The sequence below is a fragment of the ANME-2 cluster archaeon genome (assembly GCA_014237145.1).
In the GTDB taxonomy this organism is placed as follows: Archaea; Halobacteriota; Methanosarcinia; order Methanosarcinales; family Methanocomedenaceae; genus Methanocomedens_A.
In genome coordinates, this window is the sequence record JAAXOC010000089.1 from 33,019 (window position 1) to 56,492 (window position 23,474).

Here is a 23,474-nt window from a genome sequence, read left to right on the forward strand (position 1 = left end):
AGTAATTTCTGATTCCTATGTGTTTTTTATGGTACAGTTATAGAGCCTTGATCTTCAACGTTGGCTGAGGCATTGTAGGTGAAAACTGAATGTGTAACATCATCAACAATAAAAGTAAAGGTTCCACTTGCACGCTTGACCTTGTTAGATTTTAAAGAAACAGCTCCATTTATGTCAGTGATTCTAACATCACTGTCACTTGTTAGGCCATCCCAATGACCTGATACTGTTGCTCCCACTACTTTATTATTATAAGCATCAAGAATTGTTACTGTAGCTGTAGCTATAGCTTTTGTTTTTTTTCCACGAGTTTTCGTCGACATGTTGATGCTATGGACATGCATTTCTAATGAAGTTGCCTCGGTAATAGTTGCTGTTGTTGTACTTGTATCAGTGGCCCCATCTTCATCTGTGACCATCAACGTGACTGTGTAAGTCCCGTTCTGAGCATAGGTATGGGTGGGATTTACTCTGGTTCCTGTATTGGTGTCCCCAAAGTTCCAGTCATAAGAGACAATACTGCCGTCGGGATCAGATGAACCTGACCCGTTAAAGGTAATTGCCAATCCTTCCGTACCTGTGTAAGGTCCATTCGGATCTGATGTCGGTGGCTGGTTAAGATTTGATACAACAATAAAGTCGGTCTTGGTATCGGTCTGACTATCACCATCGGCCTCATAAACAGTCAGGGTCACTGTATACACGCCATCAATAGAATACATATGGCTCGGGTTCGGGGTTGTGTCATCTATTACAGTGTCATTCTCGAAATCCCATTCCCATGCAGTAATGCCGTCATATGATGTGGAAGTATCACTGAAAGAGACAGTTAATGGTTCTGGTCCTGAGGTAGGTGTAGCTGTAAAATCTGCAACTGGATCGATATCTCCTATGGTTGCCATAGTTGTGCTGGTATCCGTTGCTCCATCATTATCTGTGACCGTTAGTGTTACTGTATATGATCCGTTCTGAGCATAGGTATGTTTGGGACTCACTCCTGTTCCTGTATTTGTGTCCCCAAAGTTCCAGTTATAAGAGACAATACTTCCATCAGTATCAGAAGAACCGGACCCATCAAATGATATTGCAGTATCTTCAGTACCAGAGTACGGGCCACCTGCGTTTGCTATAGGTGGACTATTTGACTCTCCCGAATCACCCAACACAGTTACATCATCAATATACCAACCAGGGTAAGAATTTACAGAATAATCAGTTCCGAAACTGAAACCAACTCTTACGTTACTGTATCCATTATAATCAGAGAGATCGAAAACCTGTTGATGCCATCCGTAACCATAATTACTGCTATATGCAGGCACTTGACCGAGCGGATTGTAAGAAGATAATGCATCTTCCGGGTATCCGCCAACAGGCGTTATCTGAACCCATGAACTACCACCATCAGTTGATATTTCAACGATACCACCATCATAGTAACTCTCTGTAAAATAATAATGCATGAATGTCAACTGTGTTGATATAATTCCACTAAGATCAACTGGCGGCGATACTAATCGGGCATTCATGTAATTTATATCATAGTTTCCATCAAGATTGGTGGCCCATGTATTTGGCTCAGAATAAGCACTGTTTGGACCTGATGTTGGAGGACCTAATTCCCAGTTATCACCGGATCCTGAATGTGTCCATCCATTTGTTCCATGTTCCATATCATCATAAAATATTATTATTAGATCCTCTGTGTTTTCAGAAATAACATTTGATAATAATGAGGGATTGCCAACATTATCAATCGCTTTAACAGCAAAGTAATAATTTGTATTATATGACAATCCGGTAACTGTGTAAGTCTCGGCAGATCCCGAAGATTGTGGTTTTGGCTCACCAGTTGCTTGAGTTGCTGCTTCCCAGTCTGCATCTGTTTCTATATTAGATGTGGAATATCTGACATCATATAATTTCGCAGTTCCACTAATCCCATCATCACCTGGAGCGATCCAATCTAATGTAATCGTACTTGAAGTAGGACTAGCAGCTGTCAGGGAAGAGATGGTAGAGGGGGCAGTGTTATCAAGTTTTAAGGCATTATAAGCATTCAGTCTTCCTCCAGTCACAGTTATTCCAGACAAGGATGTAATTGAATCTACTGAACCAAGTAACCGTGCTTTTATCCCATCGCTTGAAATTTCTGGATATTGAGCTTTAATCAAAGCTGCTGCACCTGCTACATGTGGGGTTGCCATAGAAGTTCCGCTTTTATAGCCATAGCTGTTTTCGGGCTCTGTTGAAAAAATGCTGACGCCAGGAGCGCTAAGGTCAACTGAAATTAATCCATAGTCTGAGAAATATGCCAGATTGTCGGAACTATCTGTTGCTGCCACAGAGATTACATTTGGGACATCGTAGCTTGATGGGTAATAAGGGATTACATCATTATTGTCTCCAATCAGGTCATCTCCTCCATTTCCAGCTGCAGCAACGAACAGTATTCCTGCGTCATTAGCAGCAGAGATAGCATCTTCCAGAGCTTGGGAAAAACCTCCACCACCCCAGCTGTTGCTCATTATGTGTGCATCATTATCAATTGCATAATTGATTGCAAGTACAGCATCAGATGTGTAGCCCCCCTCCGGGCTTAAGAATCTTAATGGCATAATCTTTGCATTCCAGCTTACTCCAACAACGCCCTTGACATTGTTTCCCTTAGCAGCTATTGTTCCAGAACAATGCGTTCCATGACCATTCTCATCGTAAGGATCATTGTCGTCGCTGAAAAAGTCCCAGCCTTTTATATCGTCAATATAACCATTTCCTTCGTCGTCAACACCGACAACACCATTTAATTCGTGTTCATTTAACCACATATTCGCAGCCAAATCCTCGTGGTTATAGTCCACGCCTGTGTCAATTACTGCAATCACTACTTCATTGGAATTTCCCGTTTCGATGTCCCATGCTTCAGATGCATCTATATCTGCGTCATTTGTGTTTTGCAAGCCCCACAGAGATGAAAAATATGGATCATTTGGTACTGCATCAATTTGAACTATGTAATTTAGTTCTGCATATTCCACATTCGAATTCTTCTTGTAACTGTTGATTATTTTATTAATATCTGTCTGCTTGGGTAATTTTAAGATATAAATCATGTCAAGACCGTGTTTTTTGAGAATCTTTGTCTTCTCGTTTTCAACTGATTTTGGTTTTTTCTTTATGATCTTTTCTGATGATACGACATTGTTTTTTGAGTTTATCATAGATATTGTCGCATCACTTGTTCCTTTTTTGAATTCGACGATGATTTGATCTGTAGCATATTCAACACCTTCAGGAATATCTGGCTCAGTATGTTCTAAAATGTTGTTATCAAGTCTGTCTTGCTTTGCTAATACCGATATAGGTATTGTTCCCACAATAAAAGAACATAAGATTAATACCACAAGTGTTTTCTTTATAATTTTCATTTATACCACCAAGTAATGATTCTGATGCAAAATTTAATTTTATCTCCCATTAATATATATTCTGAATTATGTATAACAATTTATAATACTTGCGGTTGATATTATCATAGTTTTGTAGAATGTTTAATAAATATATATTCCAAAGTTTAAAAAAAAGGATGCTTATGATTTCTCCCACTATAATAAGAATTGATCTATCTAACAAAAAAGTCAAATGTGAAAATATACCTGCCCCCCTCCTCCGCAAGTTCATGGGCGGCAAGGGCCTGGCAGCCCACTACCTTTACCACGAGAACCCGCCCGGCTGCGCCCCCCTGACCCCTGACAACCTGCTTGCCATCATGAACGGGCCCCTGACCGGCGCACCCGCCACCAACTGCGTCAACTTCTCAGTCTGTGCCAAAAGCCCGCTCACAGGCACCTGGAACGACAGCCACTGCAACGGCTGGTGGGGCACTGAACTGCGCCGTGCCGGGTATATGGGTATCATCATCAGTGGACAGGCCGACTCCCCGGTATACATCAACATTGTGGATGATAAAGTGGAGATACTGGATGCTTCCGACCTGTGGGGTGTGGATACGTTCTCAAATCAGGCCGTCTTGAAAAAACGCCATTCTACTGACCGTGAGGCCAGGGTGATGACCATCGGGACCGCAGGCGAGCGAATGGCAAAACTGGCAGTCATATTTGCAGAGAACCGCACAGCTGCCCGTGGTGGACTGGGTGCAGTCATGGGCAGCAAGCACTTGAAGGCCGTAGTGGTGTCCGGGCACGGGAAATTTGAACCCGCAGACCCTGAAGCATTCAGAGCCATAAGGAAAAAGATCAACAAGAAGGTCAGGACAAGTACAGGCGTGGAAAACCTCAGGAAGATGGGTACTTCAGAACTTGTGGAGATAGTAAATGAAACCGATGGCTGGAGTAATCGCAATTATACATCAGGGCGGGATGACAAACTATCAGAGCACCTGGACGGTTTTGCCATAAAAGAGAAATTGTGGGATGGCGGCAGCAGACGTCGGCCCTGCCCGGGCTGTGCCATACAGTGCAGCCACCTGGCAGTGGTGCAGGAGGGGCAATATCGCGGATTGACACACGACGGGCCAGAGTTCGAGTCCATTACCTTGCTGGGTTCTAACTGCGGTATCGATGACCCGGCGGCGGTCACGGCTGCTGAACACCTGTGCGACACATACGGACTGGATAGCATTAGCACGGGCAGCACTATCGCCTTTTTAATGGAATGTTATGAACGAGGGCTGATCAGTAAGGAGGAAACAAACGGGCTAAAACTTACCTTCGGCAGTGTCGATGCGCTGATAGAAACCATCCACATGATGGGGTCAGGTAAAGGGGCACTGGCATTTGCTGCAAACGGCACAAGGGATGCCTCTGAAAGAATAGGGCAGGGTACAGAAGATTTCGCTATGAACGTCAAGGGCCTGGAGATACCTGCATACCTGCCCCAAACCGCAAAGGGCCAGGCACTGGCCTATGCCGTATCAGACAGGGGTGCCTGCCACCTGCGTCCATGGACCTACGGAAAGGAAGTGCTTGGCAGGGGGGGACAACTGGACCCAATGGCCACGACCGGAAAAGGTAAGATGGTCTGGGACGGGCAGCAGCGCAACGCTATCTATGATTCTATAGGAATCTGCAAGTTCTTTACATACGCTGCCGGATTGGATGAGCTATTAGAACTATATACTGCCTCGACCGGATTTGATATGGACCATGACGAATTCGATAGAGTAGGCAGGAGAGTGGCAGTACTTACCCGTGCTTTTAACAACAGGGAAGGATTTGGCAGGGATCAAGACACCTTGCCTGACAGGGTAATGAAAAGCAGCAGCAATCCGGTAACAGACCTGGAACTGGATGCTATGCTGGATGAATTCTATTATGCGTCGGGTTTCACCAGTGATGGAATTGTGCCCGAACAGCTACTAATAGAACTTGGGATCAAGTGAACTAATTTTGTAAACTGATTGAGTGAACCGATTAAGTGAACCGGATCACACCATCATAGATCTCAACTCTTCCACCAGTTTCTGCTGGATAGTAGAGTTGCGGTCGCCGCCACACACACATCCCCTTATCCCGATAATATCAGGACCTATCTGGTTTATTGCCTCTATATCCTCAAACTTTATGTTACCTGCAATGGCAGTAACAAGTCCCAGGTCATGGGCAGATTCCACGAATTGCGATAGTTCCTCATTGGTCATGAACTCGAATGTTGAACGACCGTCCTTTATACCCGTATCCATCATTGCCACATCTGCGCCGTAATCTGCACAAACAGAAGGCAGTTCACGTAACGGGATGGAGTTTATACGTTTATAGTCAGCATAGCCTGAAATAACGACCTTCTTACTAGGGTCATAATCCTTTACAGATTTCACCACATGCTCTACCATATCAATGGCCTGCTCAGTGGTCTGGATATCAAACAATCCCACTTTCACATAGTCAGCACCGGATACAGCAGCACCCAAGGATGCAAGGGATGCTGTTCCGGGTTTGTAGTTCATATCCCCGATAGTTGCACTGACCGGGGTCTTAGGGCCCATTGCTTCTTTGACTGAACGAATGACCCACGGGAAATTTGCACCAAGACTCCCCTCTTTTGGGTTCTTGACATCTATGATGTCTGCTCCACCGTTGTAAGCAGCCTTAGCTTCCTCTAGATTGATAGGACTTACCAGTAATTTCATATCCTTATACCTCTGATTCGTGAGACAAATACTACCCTATCGTAATATATATGTTGCTATATCGTTCAATCAGTATTCTGCCAGTGTGGTCAATTATCTTTCATTCAATTCATAAGACTTTAATATTAATAATATGAATAGCCATATTGACTGATAAGAAAAGTTATAAGAATAACCGGTTTTAACATTTTTACCAAGATTCCATGTTTAGAATAATATTTGTACTGGATATTTTAAACGGAAAGGTAGTGCATGCCGTAAAAGGGGAACGGGAAAAATACGGCCCTGTACATAATTTCAGTAAAGTCTGTGAATCTTCAGACCCCCTGCAGATCGTGGATGATCTTTCACCCAGGGAGCTCTATATAGCAGACCTGAACCGGCTGGAGGGTAATGGAAATAATGATGAGGTCATCGAGCAATTGGGCTGGAAGACCAGTTTAATGCTTGACCTTGGAGCATCCACTATGGATGATGTACACCTGGGTCAGGAGATGGCAGGCTCCGTAATCCTGGGAACAGAAACTGCAACCTTTGAGTTGGTGGAAAGTGCATCAAACTTCTACCCCAGGTCAATAAACCTGAGCATTGATTTCAAGGACGGCAACATCCTAACAAATGAACCGGCCTTTAATATTCCGCCCATCGACCTGATCAAGATGCTGAATGGATATGATATTAATGACCTGGTCATACTTGAACTGAGCAAAGTAGGGACATCAAGCGGTATTAATACAGAGTTCCTGAAGCAGGTTGTGGATCATTCGAACCATAACATACTACTGGGCGGTGGTATAAGGAATACGGATGATATCAGCCACCTGAAGGATATTGGCCTGGCAGGTGTGCTGGTGGCGACTGCGGTGCATAACGGTGCGCTGCCCCTGGATATGATCCGGTAGGTCAGGCTTTTAAGCGGAGAATAAGTTCGTCTGGATCCAGTAGTTCCTGCTTGCCTGATTCCATATCTTTCAGCGCCACCTTACCCTGTGCCACTTCATCCTCGCCGACTATCACGGCCCACCTGGCCCTGACAGTATTGGCAAATTTTAACTGGGCACTAAAACTTCTACCCATAACGTCCACGTCTACAATTATGTGTTCACGCAGGGAGTCGGCGATGTGTATACCTTCTTTTCGGGTCTCGTCAAAGCAGACCACAACAGCCCGATCTTCAGCAGGGGGCTCTGTCGTGCATACTTCCATTACCCTGTCAAACCCGAGCGCAAAACCTGTGGATTCCACTTCTTTTCCGCCGAACAGGTGGGCAAGCCTGTACGACCCGCCGCCGCAGACCTGGTTCTGAGCCCCAAGGCCGCTGCTGTATATCTCAAAGACCATGCCTGTATAATAGTCCAGGCCCCTGGCAATGCCAAAGTTAACAGTGTAGTCAAGGCCGTGGGTGTCCAGCAGCTCCAGCAGGGTCTGGAATGTTTCCAGTTCTTCTATGTCGCCCAGAAGTGCTTTTGCTTCATCTACTGCACTGCTGCCGGTGAGTCCTATGAGTTCGAAGAGTTTTTCCCTCATCCCGATATCTGCATCGATCTCTTCCAGGTAGTCCTCCAGGCCCTTGTCGTCCTTCTTGTCTACGAGGCGCATTATCTGCCCCTGGGTGTCGGTGTCCAGCCCCGTAAACAGGGTTCTGATTATACCCAGATGTCCGACATGTAGTTCGCCGTCCACGCCTGCCTCGTGGAGCATCCGGCAGGCCAGGGCTATGACCTCGGCGTCGGCTTCGGGCCTGGGGCTGCCTATGACCTCGGTGCCGAACTGCCAGAATTCCCTGAACCTGCCTTTCTGGGGACGCTCGTACCTGAAGCAGTTGTCGAAGTAGTAGAGTTTGATTGGGCGGGGTGCGCGCGTAAGTTCGCTGACGTAGAGCCGAATGACGGGGGCTGTGAGTTCGGGGCGCAGGGCTATTTCGCGGTCGCCTTTGTCCTTGAAGTTGTATATTTCACCCAGGATACCTTCGCCGGATTTTAGTGTGAATAGTTCGATGTGCTCGAAGGTTGGGGTCTTTATTTCGTTGTAGCCCCATCGTTTGGCGGTTTGGCGGAGTTTGTTTTCGATGTATCTGCGTTTGCGGGTATCTTCTGGGAGGAAGTCCCTGGTCCCTCTGGGTTTGTTGATCTTCATGTGTGGGTCTCCGTTGTATGTGGGGTGATTAGGATGTTATGTGAAATAGGTTTTGTTATGGGTGGTCTTTCCAATGTCGGGCTTATCTTTAAGCTGTACATAAAGATCAAATATCCAGCCTGGTCCTCAAGTTTTCAATACTACTCACATCAACAGGCTTATGGCGCATTATTTTCCTGGCCTTTTCTACATATTCAGGTTTTAGTTCTGGTTCGAGTATTTTCTCTTCATATTGCGTTGCCATGAGTAACTTATCCTTCTATAATTTTCCAATGCCCGCCTTTAGCCGGACCAATCCTTATAAGTTTGCCATTTTATTGCAACTTCTGGATGATTCTTTCAATCGAGCGTTTTGTCATGCTAATTTCCCCTGCAAGCTCAGGTATGGTAATTTGGTTATTTGAGTTGATCAACTCTAGTATTTTTCCCTACGTTTTCCCCGACATTTTCTCCGACATTTTCTCCGACGTTTTTACTGACTGATTATGGCTGCTTACATCAAACTCAAGAAAAAACCCGAAAATGCGAACGAGTGAGCGCTTTCCCGTAAATATCAAGCAGTAGACGAACAGGTTATATTTTATCAGGTATTACCCTCCACATAATGCGCATATCCTACCTTGCCCTGTCAGATACACGATGCACAGTGCAGATACCGGGCTGCAACTTCAATTGCCGGGGCTGTTTCAGTAACCAACGGCACAACGGCGACGTAGAAGTATCTGCGGCCCGTATAGCCGGACACATTCCGTCAGGAAATGAAGTAATGCTGGCAGGAGGCGAACCCACCCTTTACAGGCAGGAATTGCTGTCACTTATACATGAACTGGACGCAAAAAAGGTAATCCTGTCTACAAACGGATACCTGCTGGACAGGTCACTGCTGGAGAACCTTGGCGGTATCACCGTACACATTGACCTGAAAGCCCTTGACCCAAAACTGCACAGGTGGTACACAGGAAAAGATAATGCTACTGTGATGGAGGCAATACGGATGCTCCATGACCTTGATTTCGATTTTGAAGTGAGCACGGTCTACATTCCAGGAATTGTGGAGACCAGGGAGATCGAGAATATCGCCCGCTTCCTGTCAGGGGTCGGGGATATCAAATACAAGATCATCAGGTATGTACCAGCCAATAATTTTTCAAGCAGACCCGGAGTGCAGGAGATACAGGATGCAGTAAAAACGGCACGCAAGTATCTCGGGAATGTTTCCAGTTCCATTGAGAACAGGAGCCATCCGGTTGATCGTAAAATTATAAATTTTTCCTGAAGAGCAGGAATTTCCCCGGCAATCCCTATTACTTTCACCCCGCTCTTGGCTCGAGTATATTTACTCAAAGCCCAATCATTAATCGTACAATAAACAAGCGGGAAGGAATTGGATAAAACAACCCCCTCGTATCCGTCATACAATCCTTCCCCCATCCCCCAATTTTATTTATCTTTACTCCTACCTAAATTCTTAACTTAACCCCTACTCCAATTTCTGATATTTATCCATTCAATAAACGCATATAAGATTTCCCGATCAGGTCATCAACCTGGATGCCATATTCCCTTGCCATCAGTATCCCCAGCACCTCAATAGTGAACATCCCCCCTTTTTCGTTTCGGCTTTTATTGATCTTGGCAATGATCGTCTGCTTTTCAAGTCCTGTATTCATCATGATGCGTTCAATGATCTGCTCGAACACCTCTTTCTTCTGGAACCTGGAGACATCGGGCTTAAAACCCATAGGTATCTGTACGTCACTGATACCGAACTGTGCCTTGAGCATGTCTCCTTCCCTGGAAATAATACCATTTTCAATGGCTGAATTGATAAAATCCCTGGCAGTATCCGGTTTGAACCAGCCCAGGTCCATTGAAAGAGCCATTACAAACTCGGTCTCTTTAATGGCATCTGTCCCTTTGCGCTTAAAAGGCATAGCAGCAGTAAACAACAATTCATTCATTGCAATCCCTACTCTACACCTTTTTCGGAAATAGTAAGCTCCACAGACTGCCCCTCAGCCCTTGACCTGTGCTTGATCAGAATAGCTCTGCGCTTATCCCGGCCTGCTCGTTCCATTTTGATAATAGTCTTTGACAGATGTTCGCTGAGATTGCCGCCCAAAGGCTGCAATTCTCCGCTATCCACGTCAGTATATACCTGGTTTGTGATCACCACAACCATGTTGAACTTCCTTGCCAGCCTGTGAAGACCTGCCAGCATCTCGACCAGTTGCCGCCTGATGTGTACATTCCCGTTATCATCCGGAACCAGGCCCATCCGGTAGAAAAGTGTGGCTGAGTCCACGATGATCAGCCCTATACCGGTACCTGCCAGTTTTTCAACATCCGTGATCGCAGAATACTGCTGATGGAAATCAGCAGGTTCGTAGATGATGAGGTCCTTTGCCAGTTCCCTTGCATCACTACCCGCTATCTGGCTGAAGCGTTCAGCAGAAAAGCCATCAGTGTCGATTATCACTACCCGCTCCCCGGTCCTTATACACTCTACAGCAAGCTGCATACATATATTGGTCTTACCGGTCGCGGAAGCACCATATATCTGTGTGATAATACCATGTTCGAACCCACCTCCCAGCAGGTCGTCAAGGTTCATGCTTCCCGAGTGCATGCGTTTATCAATGGCCATGTTCTTTTCATTATCAGTATCATTATCTGCCATCAGGATGAATACTCCGTTCGTATTATTAGTATTGTTAATATTATGTTCACAGGTCATTTATTGTCAATACAGAGATGTTATCTTTTTCCCATTTATTGAGCGGTTGACCATCATCGTCGGGTATTCTTGTCAGTATCCACCCTTGCCTGACATCCAGCGCTTCCATAAACAGTTTCATAGGCAATACATTATCATCCGAGGGGGCATCCATGTATTTTAATAACACTCCGTCATCTTCCTGCACTGCCAGTGCATCAAAGCTATAAGGCAGCCCTGCCGCCTCCACGAACTGCACATCACGGTATATATCATGTTGCTTTAGCCTGCTAAGTGCCAGTTCAACTAATTCCCTGGGTGATTCGCCAAGTATTATCCGGTCAGGTGGTGTCAGTCTTCCGGATCCATCGGTTTTAGCCGTAACATTTGGCATAAGATCGAATATCTCCTGGAAGAACGTCCCCGGATCGATCCTGACATAGGTCTCATCTGCTATCAGGTAAACTGAAAGTATATCATCCAGGGTATCAGGGGTAATGCTGCCGTCATCCGGGATGTTGTCCTTTATCTTGTCTGTGAATTCATCCTTAAAATCCTTGATCTCGATTATGGGTATCCTGGCTGCAAGCCGTCTGTGCGGACCTCTGTCATAGACCTTGAACCCAAAATCCCTATCGATCTCATCCTTCATGCTGCTGATTATCACAGGCGATCTGGTCCTGTCCCCAACCAGGTCTTCCACCAGGCTGCTGTCAACCTTTACCGACTTCTTACTGCCGATAAGCAGCAGTGAATCAATGTAGCGTATATCCTCGATATCCAGGCTGGCAAGCACATCCTTTACATCCTGTATTACATCTGGTTCTTGTGTAAAGGTCCTGAATACCAGTATCCACTCATTACCAGTTCTCACAGTCCTGGACTGCCCTATTTCACTTACTGCATCATACAGGCCATTGTAGGTATTGTCGTTCAAACCAAACACCATTCACAGAATGAAACTTTATGTTATTGTATTCCTATATTGATATTCAATTGTATTGAAATAGTTTGTCAAATTATAGTATAGCAGGGGAAAACATACGTCGGTTTTTGGTTGATACAAATCAAATACCAGAACACCAGGAACGCAAACCATGAGACGATCATTATAAAGGCTGTCCATTAATTCAAAATCCTGTGGAAAGTGATAGCCACAGAGAGCGCCGAGGACACAGAGAGGAAAAACTCTGTGCTCTCTGTGTGCTCTGTGGCAAAAAAGGCGGAGATCAATTTAGTATGGTGATTATTTGTACTGCAACGTTTGATTTGACAATAATTGTTGGACAGCCTATATAGACGAAAACAACTGGATATATACAGATATATCCGGATATGAAGGATATTACGACGTTGTTCCAGAAATTATGAATTTGGCATATTATTTATCAGATAAAAATTATTAAACCTTAAATGTCATACCAGGAATACCTTGCTGCCAGGGAAACAGTAACCACTATCGGTCAGCCTGTTATTTCTGTCATTTTCATATTTTCGCTTGCCCTTGGTATTATTGCTATCTACCACATGCTTTCAAACGACAGCCGCGCCTTCAGGCTGGCATCACAGTTAAGGGAGATCGATACGGCACTGCTGGTCATAGGATTTATTATCATTGCCTGGTTCCACCTGCGAATCTACCAGACCATAGAACTGGTCTACCCGCCTGAACTGGCAAATTATATGGCCAGTACCATGGGTATCAGTGCAACGTCCCTGAGATTCGCCGTGCCCCTATGGATAGAAACCGAAAAATTATATTTCTGGACCCTGTGCCTGTCCATTTTCCTTGCAGTAACCAACTACCGCTATGATTTCATAAAAACAAAAATAACAGCACTGTTCTCATCAAGCCTGAACATCATGCTGGCAGCCTTTGGTATACTAACATATTATACCTCAAACCCCTTCAGGGAACCCCTGCCCGGCCTGCATTCTGAGATAACAGGCTGGTACCAGGCCGCAGGTGTAGGTGACCCCAATGTGTTATACGGTGCACTGTACCAGTTGTATTTCCGCATCATATATTTCTACAATTCAGAGTATATGTGGACCCACCCGCCGATGCTTTTTATCGCATATGCATCCCTGGTGGTCACCTTTGTGGGCTGTGTGTTCATGCTGTTTCGGCGGGAGAAGATATTTGACCGCATTTCATACAGCCATGCCAAGGTCGGGTACTTACTGCTCACAGTAGGCATGCTCATCGGCTACCCCTGGGCCGTGCTGGCATGGGACGGCAAGGACTGGTGGTGGGACCCTAAGATCAACGGCAGTATCATGATGTGGGTGCTGTACAGTGCGTACCTGCATACACGGATATACCTGAAGCGGCGCAATATGTGGCGGGCCACTGCCATACTGGGTATTATCTGCTTCCTGTCACTGGTCTTCACCTACCTGCTGACATACATTGCGCCAGGGATACATGCCATAACACAATGAAGAGGAAAGTGGAAGACTAGAAGAAAGGAAGGGGAAAGAAAGGAAGACCGGAAAAGGAGAATTGGAGAATATACTATGACGCTGGAATTGAATATTAAACCAAAGACCTATGACTTCTACCTGATGATCCTCACATCAGCGGTGCTGGCGTTGATAGGTCTGGTGTGTCTGTACGGTATCGGCTATTATACGTACACCAACGAGACTGCACCCCAGTGGACCCAGACCCAAATGTACGGGGATTATATCGACAGCATGAACCAGCTTATTTACCCGTTCATCGTGCTGCTGCTGGTGGCACTGGGACTGTGCATACCCAAACGGATACTACCCCGGCAGTCGCTCCTGGCCGCGGGAACCGGCATACTGGCAGCTACTTTCTTTATAGCACTAATTACCAACATAGGCACCAGCCTGGCATTCCTGCTTGCAATCTCCATAGTGGTACAGGCAGCGGTCATGGTATTGACCATGCTGGGGCGGGGCGGGCTGACCTATGAGCGGGAAGGGTATTTTGTCCGGACCGGCTCGTCCATGTTGCACCTGGGCACAGTAATATTTGTGTTCGATTTCGTTAGCATGCGCAGCAGCGAGTTTCATATTCCAGTGTTCTGGGTGGCAACCATCCTGATAACCGTGGGTACGGTGCTGTCGTTCTATCCGGGCGAAGTCGGGAGCATTGCCAGGTTAGTGCGATCGGGCGGCAGGAGTTCCTGAAGTGCAGTGTCGCTGCTTCTGGCTGTTCGAATACAATATATAGTATCGTGTACAATTTAATTGTGGGGCCAGATATGAACAGGACACTGACGTTCGGGGGCAGGACGCAGGAACCGGATATCCGCATGCTGTCTGATATTGAAGCTGTCCTGCTTGACAGGGAAATACTCCGGGGCGGGGACAGGGAACTCTATTATATGTACCGGGACCTGGCACTGAGCCGCCGCGATCACGAGACCATGCTCGAACACGGCCTGCGCTATGATATCACCATCATCCCACCTGCCATGCTGGGCAGGGAATATGTGAAGACCGCAGGACATTACCACCCTGCTGTGCCCGGCACTGACATATCGTATCCGGAAGTGTATGAGGTACTTGCTGGCGAGGGGCATTACCTGCTGCAAAAGCGCACAGGCGGCGGTTCGGTGATCGATGTAGTGCTGGTACGGGCATCGGTCGGAGATAAAGTGATCATTCCGCCGGACTACGGCCATGTTACCATCAATACCAGCAATAAGGAACTAAAGATGGCAAACTGGGTGTCCAGGGAGTTCGCATGTGTATATGAGCCATACGTGGAACTGTATGGTGCGGCCTACTATCTGACAGAGGATGGTTTTGTTGCCAACCCTGGTTACAGGGATGTGCCTGAGGTCAGGGAGGTAAAGCCCAAGAGTTTCAGTGACGTGGGGCTGGCCCGGGGCAGGGAGATCTACGGGCTTGTGAAGGATTTGGGTAAGCTGGATTTCCTTAACAGGCCGCAGGAGTTCGGGTGGTTGTTCGAGGATGTGCTTTAAGCAGCTGCTGGTCAACGTGATCTTCTTTAAGCGGTTGCTGGTCAACGGGAGCGCTTTAAACGGCTGCTGGTTAACAGGATGGATGTATGGCGATACGAATATGATATTTCAAGGTACCGGGTTTTTCCAGGCAGCTTAAAGGGAAGGTATATATTTATCTAAATGGGGTATCCATTTAACTCCCGTTCTATTTCATCTGAGAATCAGTCCATAAACTGGTTCCATGTCTTAGGGCAGTCCATGTCTGCTTTTGGCATTACTCAATATTAAACTCTTCCACTTATATGAGGTTTCGGGAGTTAAGTGGATACCCCACTTTTATCTATACGTTAATAAAAATGGACTTGAAGAACACTACCAGATACTTATGGAGTTTGCACCCAAGAACAAGAATATCTCGTTTTTGGATATTGAGGTAGAAAAACAAAGTTTTTTGAAGGAGCAAATCATAGGACATAATTAGTAATCGCAAATTATTAACAAAATATGGCCAGGTGAGATAATACGGGTTATACATGTATATTTTTAGTAGGTTCACGCTGCACAGCAAGTGCAAGTCATTATTTTCCAGATGAGGCACACATGAAGAAATACTGCAATAGCCTTAATGCTCAAAATTGCCCTATCATGCTGGTGTATGTAACAAGACCTGGTGCTTTTACTGAAGGATATTAGCACAGATCAAGCGCGATTTCGAAGATTTTATTTATACCACGTATCAGTTATTTGATCATCATGTGTGAATTAAATGCCATTTTAATTGACGGAAAGGATAAAACAACATTAATGGAAGATGTTGTACGGTTGGCTGTGGATGGAAATGAGATTACCATTACAGGAATTTTTGGAGATACCATGACCTTACCCGGACGGATATTGCGCGTGGATATGACGAAAAATGAAGCATTGATAGAAAATATCGATTAAAATACATCAAAAAAATGACCACTGCTATAACAAAAATGAGGGGATAATAAAATGTCAAAAGCAAAGATTGCTATTAATGGATACGGTACCATCGGAAAGCGAGTAGGAGATGCAGTTTCTGCCCAGGATGATATGGAAATAGTGGGTGTAGTGAAAACCCGCCCGTCATTTGAAGCTAAACTGGCAATAGACAGGAGTTTTGACCTGTATGCATCAACTTCCGATAAGATAGAAGCCTTTAGCAAGGCAGGCATTGAAGTTTCGGGTACACTGGACGAGCTACTTGGTAAGACAGACCTGGTAGTAGACTGCACCCCCGGCAAAGTAGGTGCCACATACAAGGACCTGTATTTGAAACATGGTGTAAAGGCTATCTGGCAGGGCGGTGAGGAACATGAACTGGCAGGATTTAGTTTCAACTCGGAAGCCAATTATGATGATGCCATTGGCAGGGACCTGACCCGCGTGGTCAGCTGTAACACCACCGGACTGACCAGGGCACTGTATCCCCTGGACCAGGAATTCGGTGTCAAGAAGTCCAGGGTCACCCTGATGCGAAGGGCGGCAGACCCGGGAAATATCAAGAGCGGCCCGATAAACGCTATTGTACCCAATCCTATCAGCTTACCCAGCCACCACGGGCCGGATGTAAATTCCATCATGCCGTATCTCGAAATTGCAACGGTGGCTGTGAAACTGTCCACTACTATCATGCATTTCCATGCACTGAATGTTGAGCTGGAAAAAGATTTCGAGCCACAGGATATCATTGACCTGTATGCCGGCAGGCCACGTATCAGGTTCGTATCGGGTGAAGATAACATAAATAGTACGGCAGAGGTCATGGAACTGGCAAGGGACCTGGGACGCAGCCGCAGTGACATGTTCGAGAACGTGATATGGAAGGACAGTATCAGCAAGTACCACGGCGAACTGTATTTCTTCCAGGCCATCCACCAGGAGTCAGATGTGGTGCCTGAGAATGTGGATGCGATCCGGGCCATGTGCGAACTGGAATCAGATGGGGCAAAGTCCATAGCAAGTACCAACAAGGCCATGGGGATAGGTAAATAGGCCTATTATCCCCTATTTTCTTTTAAAATTATTTTAATCCACCCCATTGTTGTTAACCATAAAATAAATATGGGTTGACAATCAATCGTTGGCCATGACACAATGTGTTAATGTGAAACCAATGGTCTATGCTTCGCTTTTTGAAGCACAGTTCTAGACTATATTTTTTAGCAGCCATAGCGGTGCCCGCTACCCTGTACTACCATCCCAGGGTGCTCCTACAGCATATCAGGTGCGAAGGCGGGCAGCAGCACCAGGGATTGGCGGCCGGGTAAGTGTAGGGGGGCAGCACATGCAAGTGGAGAAAGGAATTGTGTTGGAAGTAGGCGGAACAATATCATACTTCTAATATACATTGAAGGTAGCAATAAATAAAAAGAAGTTTTATAATGTATTTGAATCCTTTGTTAATGTGACAAAACTATGGATAAGCTAAATCGAATTGAAGAAGCAAGAAAAATCCTTGATGATATCGTAAGCAGGCTCAGGCAAGACTATGAACCTGAACAGATGATCCTGTTCGGTTCTTATGCATACGGGGTGCCGACCGATGACAGTGATATCGATCTGCTGATAATCAAAGATACCAGTGAATCACCACTTAAGCGGTGGATTAATGTCCGGAAATTAGTATCTGACTTGAGATGGGGTTTTGCTTTTTCACCTCTTGTCATTACCCCTTCGGAACTTGATAGGCAGCTTAAGAAAGGAGATACGTTTTTTGAGGATATTCTACTAAAAGGAAAGAAACTTTATGTCAGAGAAGGAATCAAGCCTGCCTGAAGACTGGTTCGAAAAAGGCGACGAGGATAAAAAAGCAGTTGAAATCCTGTTGAAGCATGGCGGTAGTGTATCAGTTTCATCCTATCTGATCCAGCAGATGCTGGAAAAATATATAAAAGGGTTTTTGCCATCAAAAAATTGGAGACTTAAACGAACCCACGATCTTGAAGAACTTCTTGATAAAATGGTTGAATATGACCTGTCCTTTGAAGAGTTTAGGGAACTATCACAGGAAGCTACTGCGTTTTATTTTTTTGAACGCTATCCTTTTTTTGGCAGTGAACTAAGTCGGGAAGAGGTTGAGAGAATTTACAATAAATCATTGGAATTGATCAGGAAAATTGAAGACGATAAATTCGGTGCCACAGAACCACGCTTTGCATATGCTGGAGCAGGACCGGGGCAGGATTGAGCCTGTGTTCCCTGTTGCTTCATGCGGGCTGGAACCCACGATGGTGCCTGAGTTGACAAAGATGTTATCATGCAGTTCGACGGCGGGATACATACCTATCCTATGGGGACAGTATCTGGCGCAACCGCATGCATGCAGTTGATGTATCACTTGATGGCATATCTCTTGAGGAATATGCAAAAACCCGTACTGAATTGAAAGCAGCACTGGATAAATGGGGGTAACAGGGTAATTGAATTTACTTATTGGAAGATTATGAACTGCAGCACACAGGTCTTTAAGATAGGCACCGGCAACCTGGAAGAGGTTATCAAAACAGCCGCCCGCATCATACAACAGGGCGGCACAGTTGCGTTTCCCACTGAGACCGTATACGGTCTGGGTGCAGATGCATTGAACCCGGATGCGGTCAGGAAGATATTCAAGGCAAAGGGGCGGCCCCTGGATAATCCCCTTATCGTACACATTGCGGACCAAGAGCAGCTTGGTATGGTTGCCATGGAAGTACCAGATAGTGCCCACGTCTTAATGGATGCATTCTGGCCCGGCCCCCTTACCATGATATTCAAACGTAAGGATATTGTGCCTGACGTTACCACATGCGGCCTGGATACAGTGGCGATCAGGATGCCTGACAATCCCATAGCCCTGGGATTGATAAAAGAGGCAGGTACGCCCATTGCCGCACCCAGTGCCAACCTCTCAGGCAGGCCCAGCCCAACCACGGCAGAGCATGTTATTGCTGATCTTTCGGGCAGGATAGATGCGGTGATCGATGGCGGGGCCGTGCGCGTGGGTGTGGAATCTACGGTGGTGGACATGACCCCGGAAATTCCTGTGCTGCTAAGACCGGGCAGGGTCAGTATTGACGAGATAAGGGAATATGTGGGTGAGGTGCTTATTGGTTATACTGACAGGCCAGCAGGTGCAGGTGAAGCTGTCAGGTCGCCCGGCCTGAAATATACCCATTATTCGCCTGAGACCAGGCTGGTGCTGGTTATGGGGAACAGCAGTGCTGTTGTGGATACGATAAGTGAGCTGGCCAGGGAGTGCCGGGATCGGAATCTCCGGGTGGGGCTGCTGGTGACCGATGAGACTGCCGGGGTTGAAGAGATGTCTGAGTGTGTGCCGGCAGATGGTGTGTTCTTGCTGGGAAGCAGGTATGATGCCTCTGCAATTGCCAGCAATCTTTTTGCTGGTCTGAGATATCTGGATCTGGAAGATGTTGATGTGATCATAGCAGACGGTTCGATTGTGATTGACGGGATTGGAACTGCAGTCCTTAACAGATTGAAAAAAGCTGCTGATGAATTAATTGAAGTAAATTAAAAGGATGTGACCTTTGTGAAGGCTGATAAAAAGGAAAATATGATTGAGAGACAGAAATATATTGCCATACTTACTCGAAACAGGAAGTTGACCAAAATAAATCTTATAATTCTTGGCAGTGGGTTGCTGCTCACGCTGGCGCATTTTGAGGAAATTGGAAGTATGATCGTGTGGGTGGGTATTGTAATATTCGTATTTACACTGTTTTCTAATCTTACGGCAAAACGGATATTACGAAATCTGGGTAAATGATGTTTCATTATCACAATCCTGCCCTCAATAATGATGATGTTTAACTTGGAGGATGGTGTGGAGTATGACTGGATATGTGTGTAAGAGCTACCAGCATTAAAGGAACGAAAATAATTTAATGTTTTACAAGCTCTCTGACAAATAACCATTAAGCAGGATTCAAAGCAACAAATCGTTTTATTTAAGTATATGAAGACCCTGTACTATTAGTACAGGGATAGTTATTGCAACAAGGAGTTAAAATAATAAGGAGGTAAAGAAATGAGCGATATGAAGAGAGAAGGAACGGCATTTATCGTCGGACACGCACAAAATTTTATGCTTGATGAAAAAGGACTAAATACAGCTTGGGGTGTTTGGAAGTATGCCAAAGAAACAAGGATGATAGAAAATACAAAGAAAGCTATAGAAAAGGCAAGAGAAGCAAGGGTCCCAATAATTTATATCAAATTGGATATAAGACCACAGGTTTTACCAAATATCGGTTTCTGGAAACAGGTTAAGGAGATCGACTTCACTAAAATAACCCCCAGCGAAGTCGAATTTCAATTTGGAATAGTGGAGGAACTCGCCCCTCACCCAGAGGACTATATAGTCACTAACTACAATACCATGGATGGCTTTCATAATACAGATTTAGAGCAAATACTAAAGGCTTTAAAATGTGACACCCTGATCTTTACAGGAGTTGCAACAAACCTTTGTCTCGAAACTACCGTGAGAAGTGCTTTTAATAGGGGATATAATACCATAGTGCTCAGCGACTGTGTTGCTACGATGAATGAAGAGTTACAAAAGTTTCCCATAAATGTAATCTTTCCTATGCTGGGTGAGGTTACGACGGCAGAGAAACTTAAGATTACATCATAATCTGTGAAGATAGAAAACAATCCTGGAATGGCAAGGATGCCCCGCAATTCATTGCGGAGTGGCGAGGATGGGACTAGGCATGACCCTTACACTTGAAACAATTCATGAAGATATATTATCGTTCAAAAGAGAGTTTGGCGGGGTAGTATCATATTTTGAAGAAGACAAAATGGAACTCTCATTTGAAATCAAAAAACAGATAGAAGATTCCCGCAAAACACCAATTTTTGAGATGCGGACCCAGGAAGAAGTTGAAAAGGAATTCTTATGACCTTTGAGATTCTGTGGGACTCAAAAAACACATATATCACTCCCACCTCCCTATCAAACACTTTCACGCATTCCCGATCAGACCCATCCGACCAGCGCGCCTGGGCGCATCGTACACAAAGGTGTGGTTCTGCGCGCCCTATTCCTGATCAGTGTATTTCCTGACCCAGCAGCCACTTCCACAGCGGCACAAACTCGATCGTCTTACCTTTAAAATCTTCCTCGCCCTCGTAATCCCATGTGATCACAAGCAGGTCGCCACATTCAAGTTCTTTTGATGCTTTCAGAATCGCTTTTAATTCCCGTTCTTTTGTGTCAAAATTGTCAATGTCATAGCATACCTGGATCAACTGCCTGACAGCCAGTCCTTCCTTCACAACGAAATCAACTTCTCGATGCTGGTAGTCTTTCCAGTAATAAACATCAATAAAAGGATTTTTCAGTCTTTTGCGCAGCAACTGTGCAGCTACTGTATTTTCAATGAACTTCCCGTAGTTCGCCTGGAACCTGAACCCTACCGAATTTGCAAGACCTGTGTCAATTGAATATACTTTTCTCGGGGAGTTCTCCTGTTCCTTAAGGGAAAACGAGAAACGTCTTATGAAAAATACCAGGTTTGAAGCTTCAAGGTATTTGGAATAGGTTTCAACGGTCTTTACTGGCATTTTTATGAATTTCGAGATCTTATTGAATGTGATAGGCGACGAGATGTTAGTTAGATAATATGTGCCAAGGAACTCCAGTTTATTGATGTTCCTGACCGACCATCTCTTTACAATATCCTTGTATAATATGTCCTCGTATATCTTCCTGATAATTAATAATTTCAGTTCACTGCTTGTCTCTATCACAACCTCAGGAAAACCGCCTGACTCCTCGTATACTTTCAAGCTTCTTATGATCTCATCTTTTCTGAGAATTATATCAGATGGTGTTCTCAGTTCCATGCCTGAGAAGTCCAGGAACTCCCTGAAAGATAAGGGGTACATGTTTATCTCAAGCGTTCTGCCAGTAAGTACTGTTGAAAATTCACCACTCATCAAGGCAGACGAGGAACCTGTGACTATGATGCGGGCTTCGTTCCTTTCCTGCAGGCTCCGGACGAACTTTTCCCATTTTGGGATATCCTGTATTTCATCCAGTATCACCACAGGCTGCATCGACGGCTGCATGATCTCAAGGTATGCTTCGTAGGTGCTCTGAAGATGTTTCAGATCGAGCTCTTCTGAAAATGAGGGGTCCTCAAAGTTTATAATTAGTGTACTTTTTTCATCGTGTCCTTCTTCGATGAGCCTCTTTACGACCTGCCGTGTGAGAACTGTTTTTCCAGCTCTTCTTACACCGGATATCACAACGACCTTATTTGCTTTTGATCCAAGGTATTTTAAAGCCTGCTGAAGCTGCGATCTCTCTTTGCCGGTTTCAGGGATATTGGTCCAGAAGTTCCATCTTGAAAGAACTGCAATGATATCATCTTTTCGCATAGTTTGTATTATGACACATGAATATTTAAGATTTTGTGTATTACAATGCACAAAATCCTCATTTCGATCGGATTTACTTGGAGTACATCTGGTTATACCTGATAGAGGCTGTCTAACAATAACTCTCAGTGAATTTTTTTTACTTTTTTTCGATTTTAAGCCCTGATCTAATTCGAAAAACCAGAAGGTGTATCAAGCATGACCGTTACACTTGAAACAATTCATGAAGATATATCTTCTTGTATCGTAAAAAAAGCAAGGTTAGTTGGAGAGACCGGTTTCGAACGTCTCCTGATTAATTATCCTTATCCTTATCTATAATTTCCCTTTTTTTCCGTAACTTACGTATCTCATTTTTAAAATATATTGTCGTGACCAAAGACGCCACCAATAGCACCAGGCCCACGAATCCCATTATAGTAGGTAGTGATGACTTGTAATATTTTACATGGATGAACTGATGGTTTGGATTGGGATTATCCCATATTAGCCACATCCTGTTCTGGTCGTCTAATTGTTTGGTGTCCGGTTTTGGTTTTGGAGAACCAAAGATTATATTGCCTGTATCATAACCCCTGGGCAACACCACGTTAACAGTCCCGTTCCTGGAAAGGATATGATAGAACAGGCCTTGTTCCACGTAATAAGTGTAAGCGACATAACCACTGATGGTGTCTGCAAATTCGAAATGTATATTTTTATTACGACTGGATTCATAATATGATACATTGTGCGAGACATTTGAAAATTGATTGATATTTGAAAAAACCGTTGATCTGCCAGTATTGCCAATGATCACCAGATTATCGATCCCTGGTCCCTTTTCAGACTTGACACCTGAAATGTCTTTTAGCAAAACCACATCCAGTCTTGGTACGTTCACAACAGTGTGGATAGCCCTCACTGTCTTGTTCGTATACAAAAAAAATGTAGAGGAATTGGTGAATTTACCTTCCTGCACACTGAATTCATATGCAGAAAAATCACCCGGGTCAATTTGAATTTGTTCCGGGTCTTTACTTCCCAGACATCCATTTGAGGTGAATGCCATCATTATCAGGGCAATCAGGAGTAGAATTTTTAGTATTCTGTTTACCATGGTATATTGACA

Annotated in this window: 25 protein-coding genes; 15 read left to right on the forward strand and 10 right to left on the reverse strand. The window is 44.9% G+C overall.

Annotated features, from left to right (window positions below):
- Positions 1 to 26: 26 nt before the first annotated feature.
- Positions 27 to 3,428 (reverse strand): S8 family serine peptidase, encoded by a 3,402-nt coding sequence (locus HF974_11635; protein ID MBC2698959.1) that lies wholly within the window; start codon positions 3,426 to 3,428, stop codon positions 27 to 29.
- 164 nt (positions 3,429 to 3,592) lie between these two features.
- Here HF974_11635 and HF974_11640 point away from each other — a divergent pair, with 164 nt between their 5' ends.
- Positions 3,593 to 5,401: an aldehyde ferredoxin oxidoreductase family protein gene (locus HF974_11640; protein MBC2698960.1), complete on the forward strand. Its 1,809-nt coding sequence runs from the start codon at positions 3,593 to 3,595 to the stop codon at positions 5,399 to 5,401.
- A 45-nt stretch (positions 5,402 to 5,446) separates the two neighbouring features.
- Here the strand turns inward: HF974_11640 and HF974_11645 are convergent, their stop codons facing one another.
- On the reverse strand, positions 5,447 to 6,148 hold the full coding sequence (locus HF974_11645; protein MBC2698961.1) for a (5-formylfuran-3-yl)methyl phosphate synthase: 702 nt from the start codon (positions 6,146 to 6,148) through the stop codon (positions 5,447 to 5,449).
- A 203-nt stretch (positions 6,149 to 6,351) separates the two neighbouring features.
- Between HF974_11645 and HF974_11650 the strand changes: the two genes are divergently transcribed.
- Positions 6,352 to 7,050 carry a phosphoribosylformimino-5-aminoimidazole carboxamide ribotide isomerase gene (locus HF974_11650; GenBank protein ID MBC2698962.1) on the forward strand — a complete coding sequence of 233 codons (699 nt, stop codon included), beginning with the start codon at positions 6,352 to 6,354 and terminating at the stop codon, positions 7,048 to 7,050.
- A 1-nt stretch (position 7,051) separates the two neighbouring features.
- Here the strand turns inward: HF974_11650 and HF974_11655 are convergent, their stop codons facing one another.
- The 3 genes from HF974_11655 to HF974_11665 all read right to left on the reverse strand — a co-directional run bounded on the left by HF974_11655 (position 7,052) and on the right by HF974_11665 (position 8,697).
- Positions 7,052 to 8,284, reverse strand: a complete 1,233-nt coding sequence (locus HF974_11655) for a histidine--tRNA ligase (GenBank protein ID MBC2698963.1) — start codon at positions 8,282 to 8,284, stop codon at positions 7,052 to 7,054.
- Between the two features lie 106 nt (positions 8,285 to 8,390).
- A complete protein-coding gene (locus HF974_11660) occupies positions 8,391 to 8,528 on the reverse strand; it encodes a DUF2683 family protein (protein MBC2698964.1) in 138 nt (45 codons plus the stop codon).
- Between the two features lie 70 nt (positions 8,529 to 8,598).
- Entirely contained in the window at positions 8,599 to 8,697 is a 99-nt protein-coding gene (locus HF974_11665) for a hypothetical protein (GenBank protein ID MBC2698965.1), read from the reverse strand.
- Positions 8,698 to 8,888: 191 nt separating this feature from the next.
- Between HF974_11665 and HF974_11670 the strand changes: the two genes are divergently transcribed.
- A complete protein-coding gene (locus tag HF974_11670; protein MBC2698966.1) occupies positions 8,889 to 9,560 on the forward strand; it encodes a radical SAM protein in 672 nt (223 codons plus the stop codon).
- A 223-nt stretch (positions 9,561 to 9,783) separates the two neighbouring features.
- Here HF974_11670 and HF974_11675 read toward each other — a convergent pair whose 3' ends face one another.
- From HF974_11675 to HF974_11685, 3 genes are all read right to left on the reverse strand, one after another.
- A complete protein-coding gene (locus HF974_11675; protein ID MBC2698967.1) occupies positions 9,784 to 10,245 on the reverse strand; it encodes a DUF2240 family protein in 462 nt (153 codons plus the stop codon).
- Between the two features lie 8 nt (positions 10,246 to 10,253).
- Entirely contained in the window at positions 10,254 to 10,931 is a 678-nt protein-coding gene (gene radB / locus HF974_11680) for a DNA repair and recombination protein RadB (protein ID MBC2698968.1), read from the reverse strand.
- A 79-nt stretch (positions 10,932 to 11,010) separates the two neighbouring features.
- Entirely contained in the window at positions 11,011 to 11,937 is a 927-nt protein-coding gene (locus HF974_11685) for a hypothetical protein (GenBank protein ID MBC2698969.1), read from the reverse strand.
- A gap of 476 nt (positions 11,938 to 12,413) precedes the next feature.
- Between HF974_11685 and ccsA the strand changes: the two genes are divergently transcribed.
- The 12 genes from ccsA (at position 12,414) to HF974_11745 (ending at position 20,880) form a co-directional block, all read left to right on the forward strand.
- The gene (ccsA, locus tag HF974_11690; GenBank protein MBC2698970.1) at positions 12,414 to 13,445 is read left to right on the forward strand and encodes a cytochrome c biogenesis protein CcsA; all 1,032 of its coding nucleotides are present in this window, start codon (positions 12,414 to 12,416) and stop codon (positions 13,443 to 13,445) included.
- Between the two features lie 75 nt (positions 13,446 to 13,520).
- Positions 13,521 to 14,162, forward strand: coding sequence for a hypothetical protein (locus tag HF974_11695; protein ID MBC2698971.1), 642 nt, complete (start codon positions 13,521 to 13,523; stop codon positions 14,160 to 14,162).
- Between the two features lie 74 nt (positions 14,163 to 14,236).
- Positions 14,237 to 14,962 (forward strand): glucose-6-phosphate isomerase, encoded by a 726-nt coding sequence (locus HF974_11700; protein ID MBC2698972.1) that lies wholly within the window; start codon positions 14,237 to 14,239, stop codon positions 14,960 to 14,962.
- Positions 14,952 to 15,101 carry a hypothetical protein gene (locus HF974_11705; GenBank protein MBC2698973.1) on the forward strand — a complete coding sequence of 50 codons (150 nt, stop codon included), beginning with the start codon at positions 14,952 to 14,954 and terminating at the stop codon, positions 15,099 to 15,101. Before HF974_11700 ends, HF974_11705 begins: the two co-directional genes overlap by 11 nt.
- A 596-nt stretch (positions 15,102 to 15,697) precedes the next feature.
- Positions 15,698 to 15,889 (forward strand): CooT family nickel-binding protein, encoded by a 192-nt coding sequence (locus HF974_11710; protein MBC2698974.1) that lies wholly within the window; start codon positions 15,698 to 15,700, stop codon positions 15,887 to 15,889.
- Positions 15,890 to 15,940: 51 nt separating this feature from the next.
- The gene (locus HF974_11715) at positions 15,941 to 16,963 is read left to right on the forward strand and encodes a type II glyceraldehyde-3-phosphate dehydrogenase (protein MBC2698975.1); all 1,023 of its coding nucleotides are present in this window, start codon (positions 15,941 to 15,943) and stop codon (positions 16,961 to 16,963) included.
- A gap of 423 nt (positions 16,964 to 17,386) precedes the next feature.
- Positions 17,387 to 17,746, forward strand: a complete 360-nt coding sequence (locus HF974_11720) for a nucleotidyltransferase domain-containing protein (GenBank protein MBC2698976.1) — start codon at positions 17,387 to 17,389, stop codon at positions 17,744 to 17,746.
- Positions 17,718 to 18,158 (forward strand): HEPN domain-containing protein, encoded by a 441-nt coding sequence (locus tag HF974_11725; GenBank protein MBC2698977.1) that lies wholly within the window; start codon positions 17,718 to 17,720, stop codon positions 18,156 to 18,158. The genes HF974_11720 and HF974_11725 overlap by 29 nt, the downstream gene beginning before the upstream one ends.
- A gap of 255 nt (positions 18,159 to 18,413) precedes the next feature.
- Positions 18,414 to 19,487, forward strand: a complete 1,074-nt coding sequence (locus HF974_11730; protein MBC2698978.1) for a threonylcarbamoyl-AMP synthase — start codon at positions 18,414 to 18,416, stop codon at positions 19,485 to 19,487.
- 15 nt (positions 19,488 to 19,502) lie between these two features.
- On the forward strand, positions 19,503 to 19,739 hold the full coding sequence (locus tag HF974_11735) for a hypothetical protein (protein MBC2698979.1): 237 nt from the start codon (positions 19,503 to 19,505) through the stop codon (positions 19,737 to 19,739).
- A gap of 261 nt (positions 19,740 to 20,000) precedes the next feature.
- On the forward strand, positions 20,001 to 20,609 hold the full coding sequence (locus HF974_11740; GenBank protein MBC2698980.1) for a cysteine hydrolase: 609 nt from the start codon (positions 20,001 to 20,003) through the stop codon (positions 20,607 to 20,609).
- 67 nt (positions 20,610 to 20,676) lie between these two features.
- The gene (locus tag HF974_11745) at positions 20,677 to 20,880 is read left to right on the forward strand and encodes a hypothetical protein (protein ID MBC2698981.1); all 204 of its coding nucleotides are present in this window, start codon (positions 20,677 to 20,679) and stop codon (positions 20,878 to 20,880) included.
- Between the two features lie 148 nt (positions 20,881 to 21,028).
- Here HF974_11745 and HF974_11750 read toward each other — a convergent pair whose 3' ends face one another.
- Both HF974_11750 and HF974_11755 read right to left on the reverse strand, forming a co-directional pair.
- Positions 21,029 to 22,363 carry an ATP-binding protein gene (locus HF974_11750; GenBank protein ID MBC2698982.1) on the reverse strand — a complete coding sequence of 445 codons (1,335 nt, stop codon included), beginning with the start codon at positions 22,361 to 22,363 and terminating at the stop codon, positions 21,029 to 21,031.
- A 295-nt stretch (positions 22,364 to 22,658) separates the two neighbouring features.
- On the reverse strand, positions 22,659 to 23,462 hold the full coding sequence (locus HF974_11755) for a hypothetical protein (GenBank protein MBC2698983.1): 804 nt from the start codon (positions 23,460 to 23,462) through the stop codon (positions 22,659 to 22,661).
- Positions 23,463 to 23,474 lie beyond the last annotated feature (12 nt).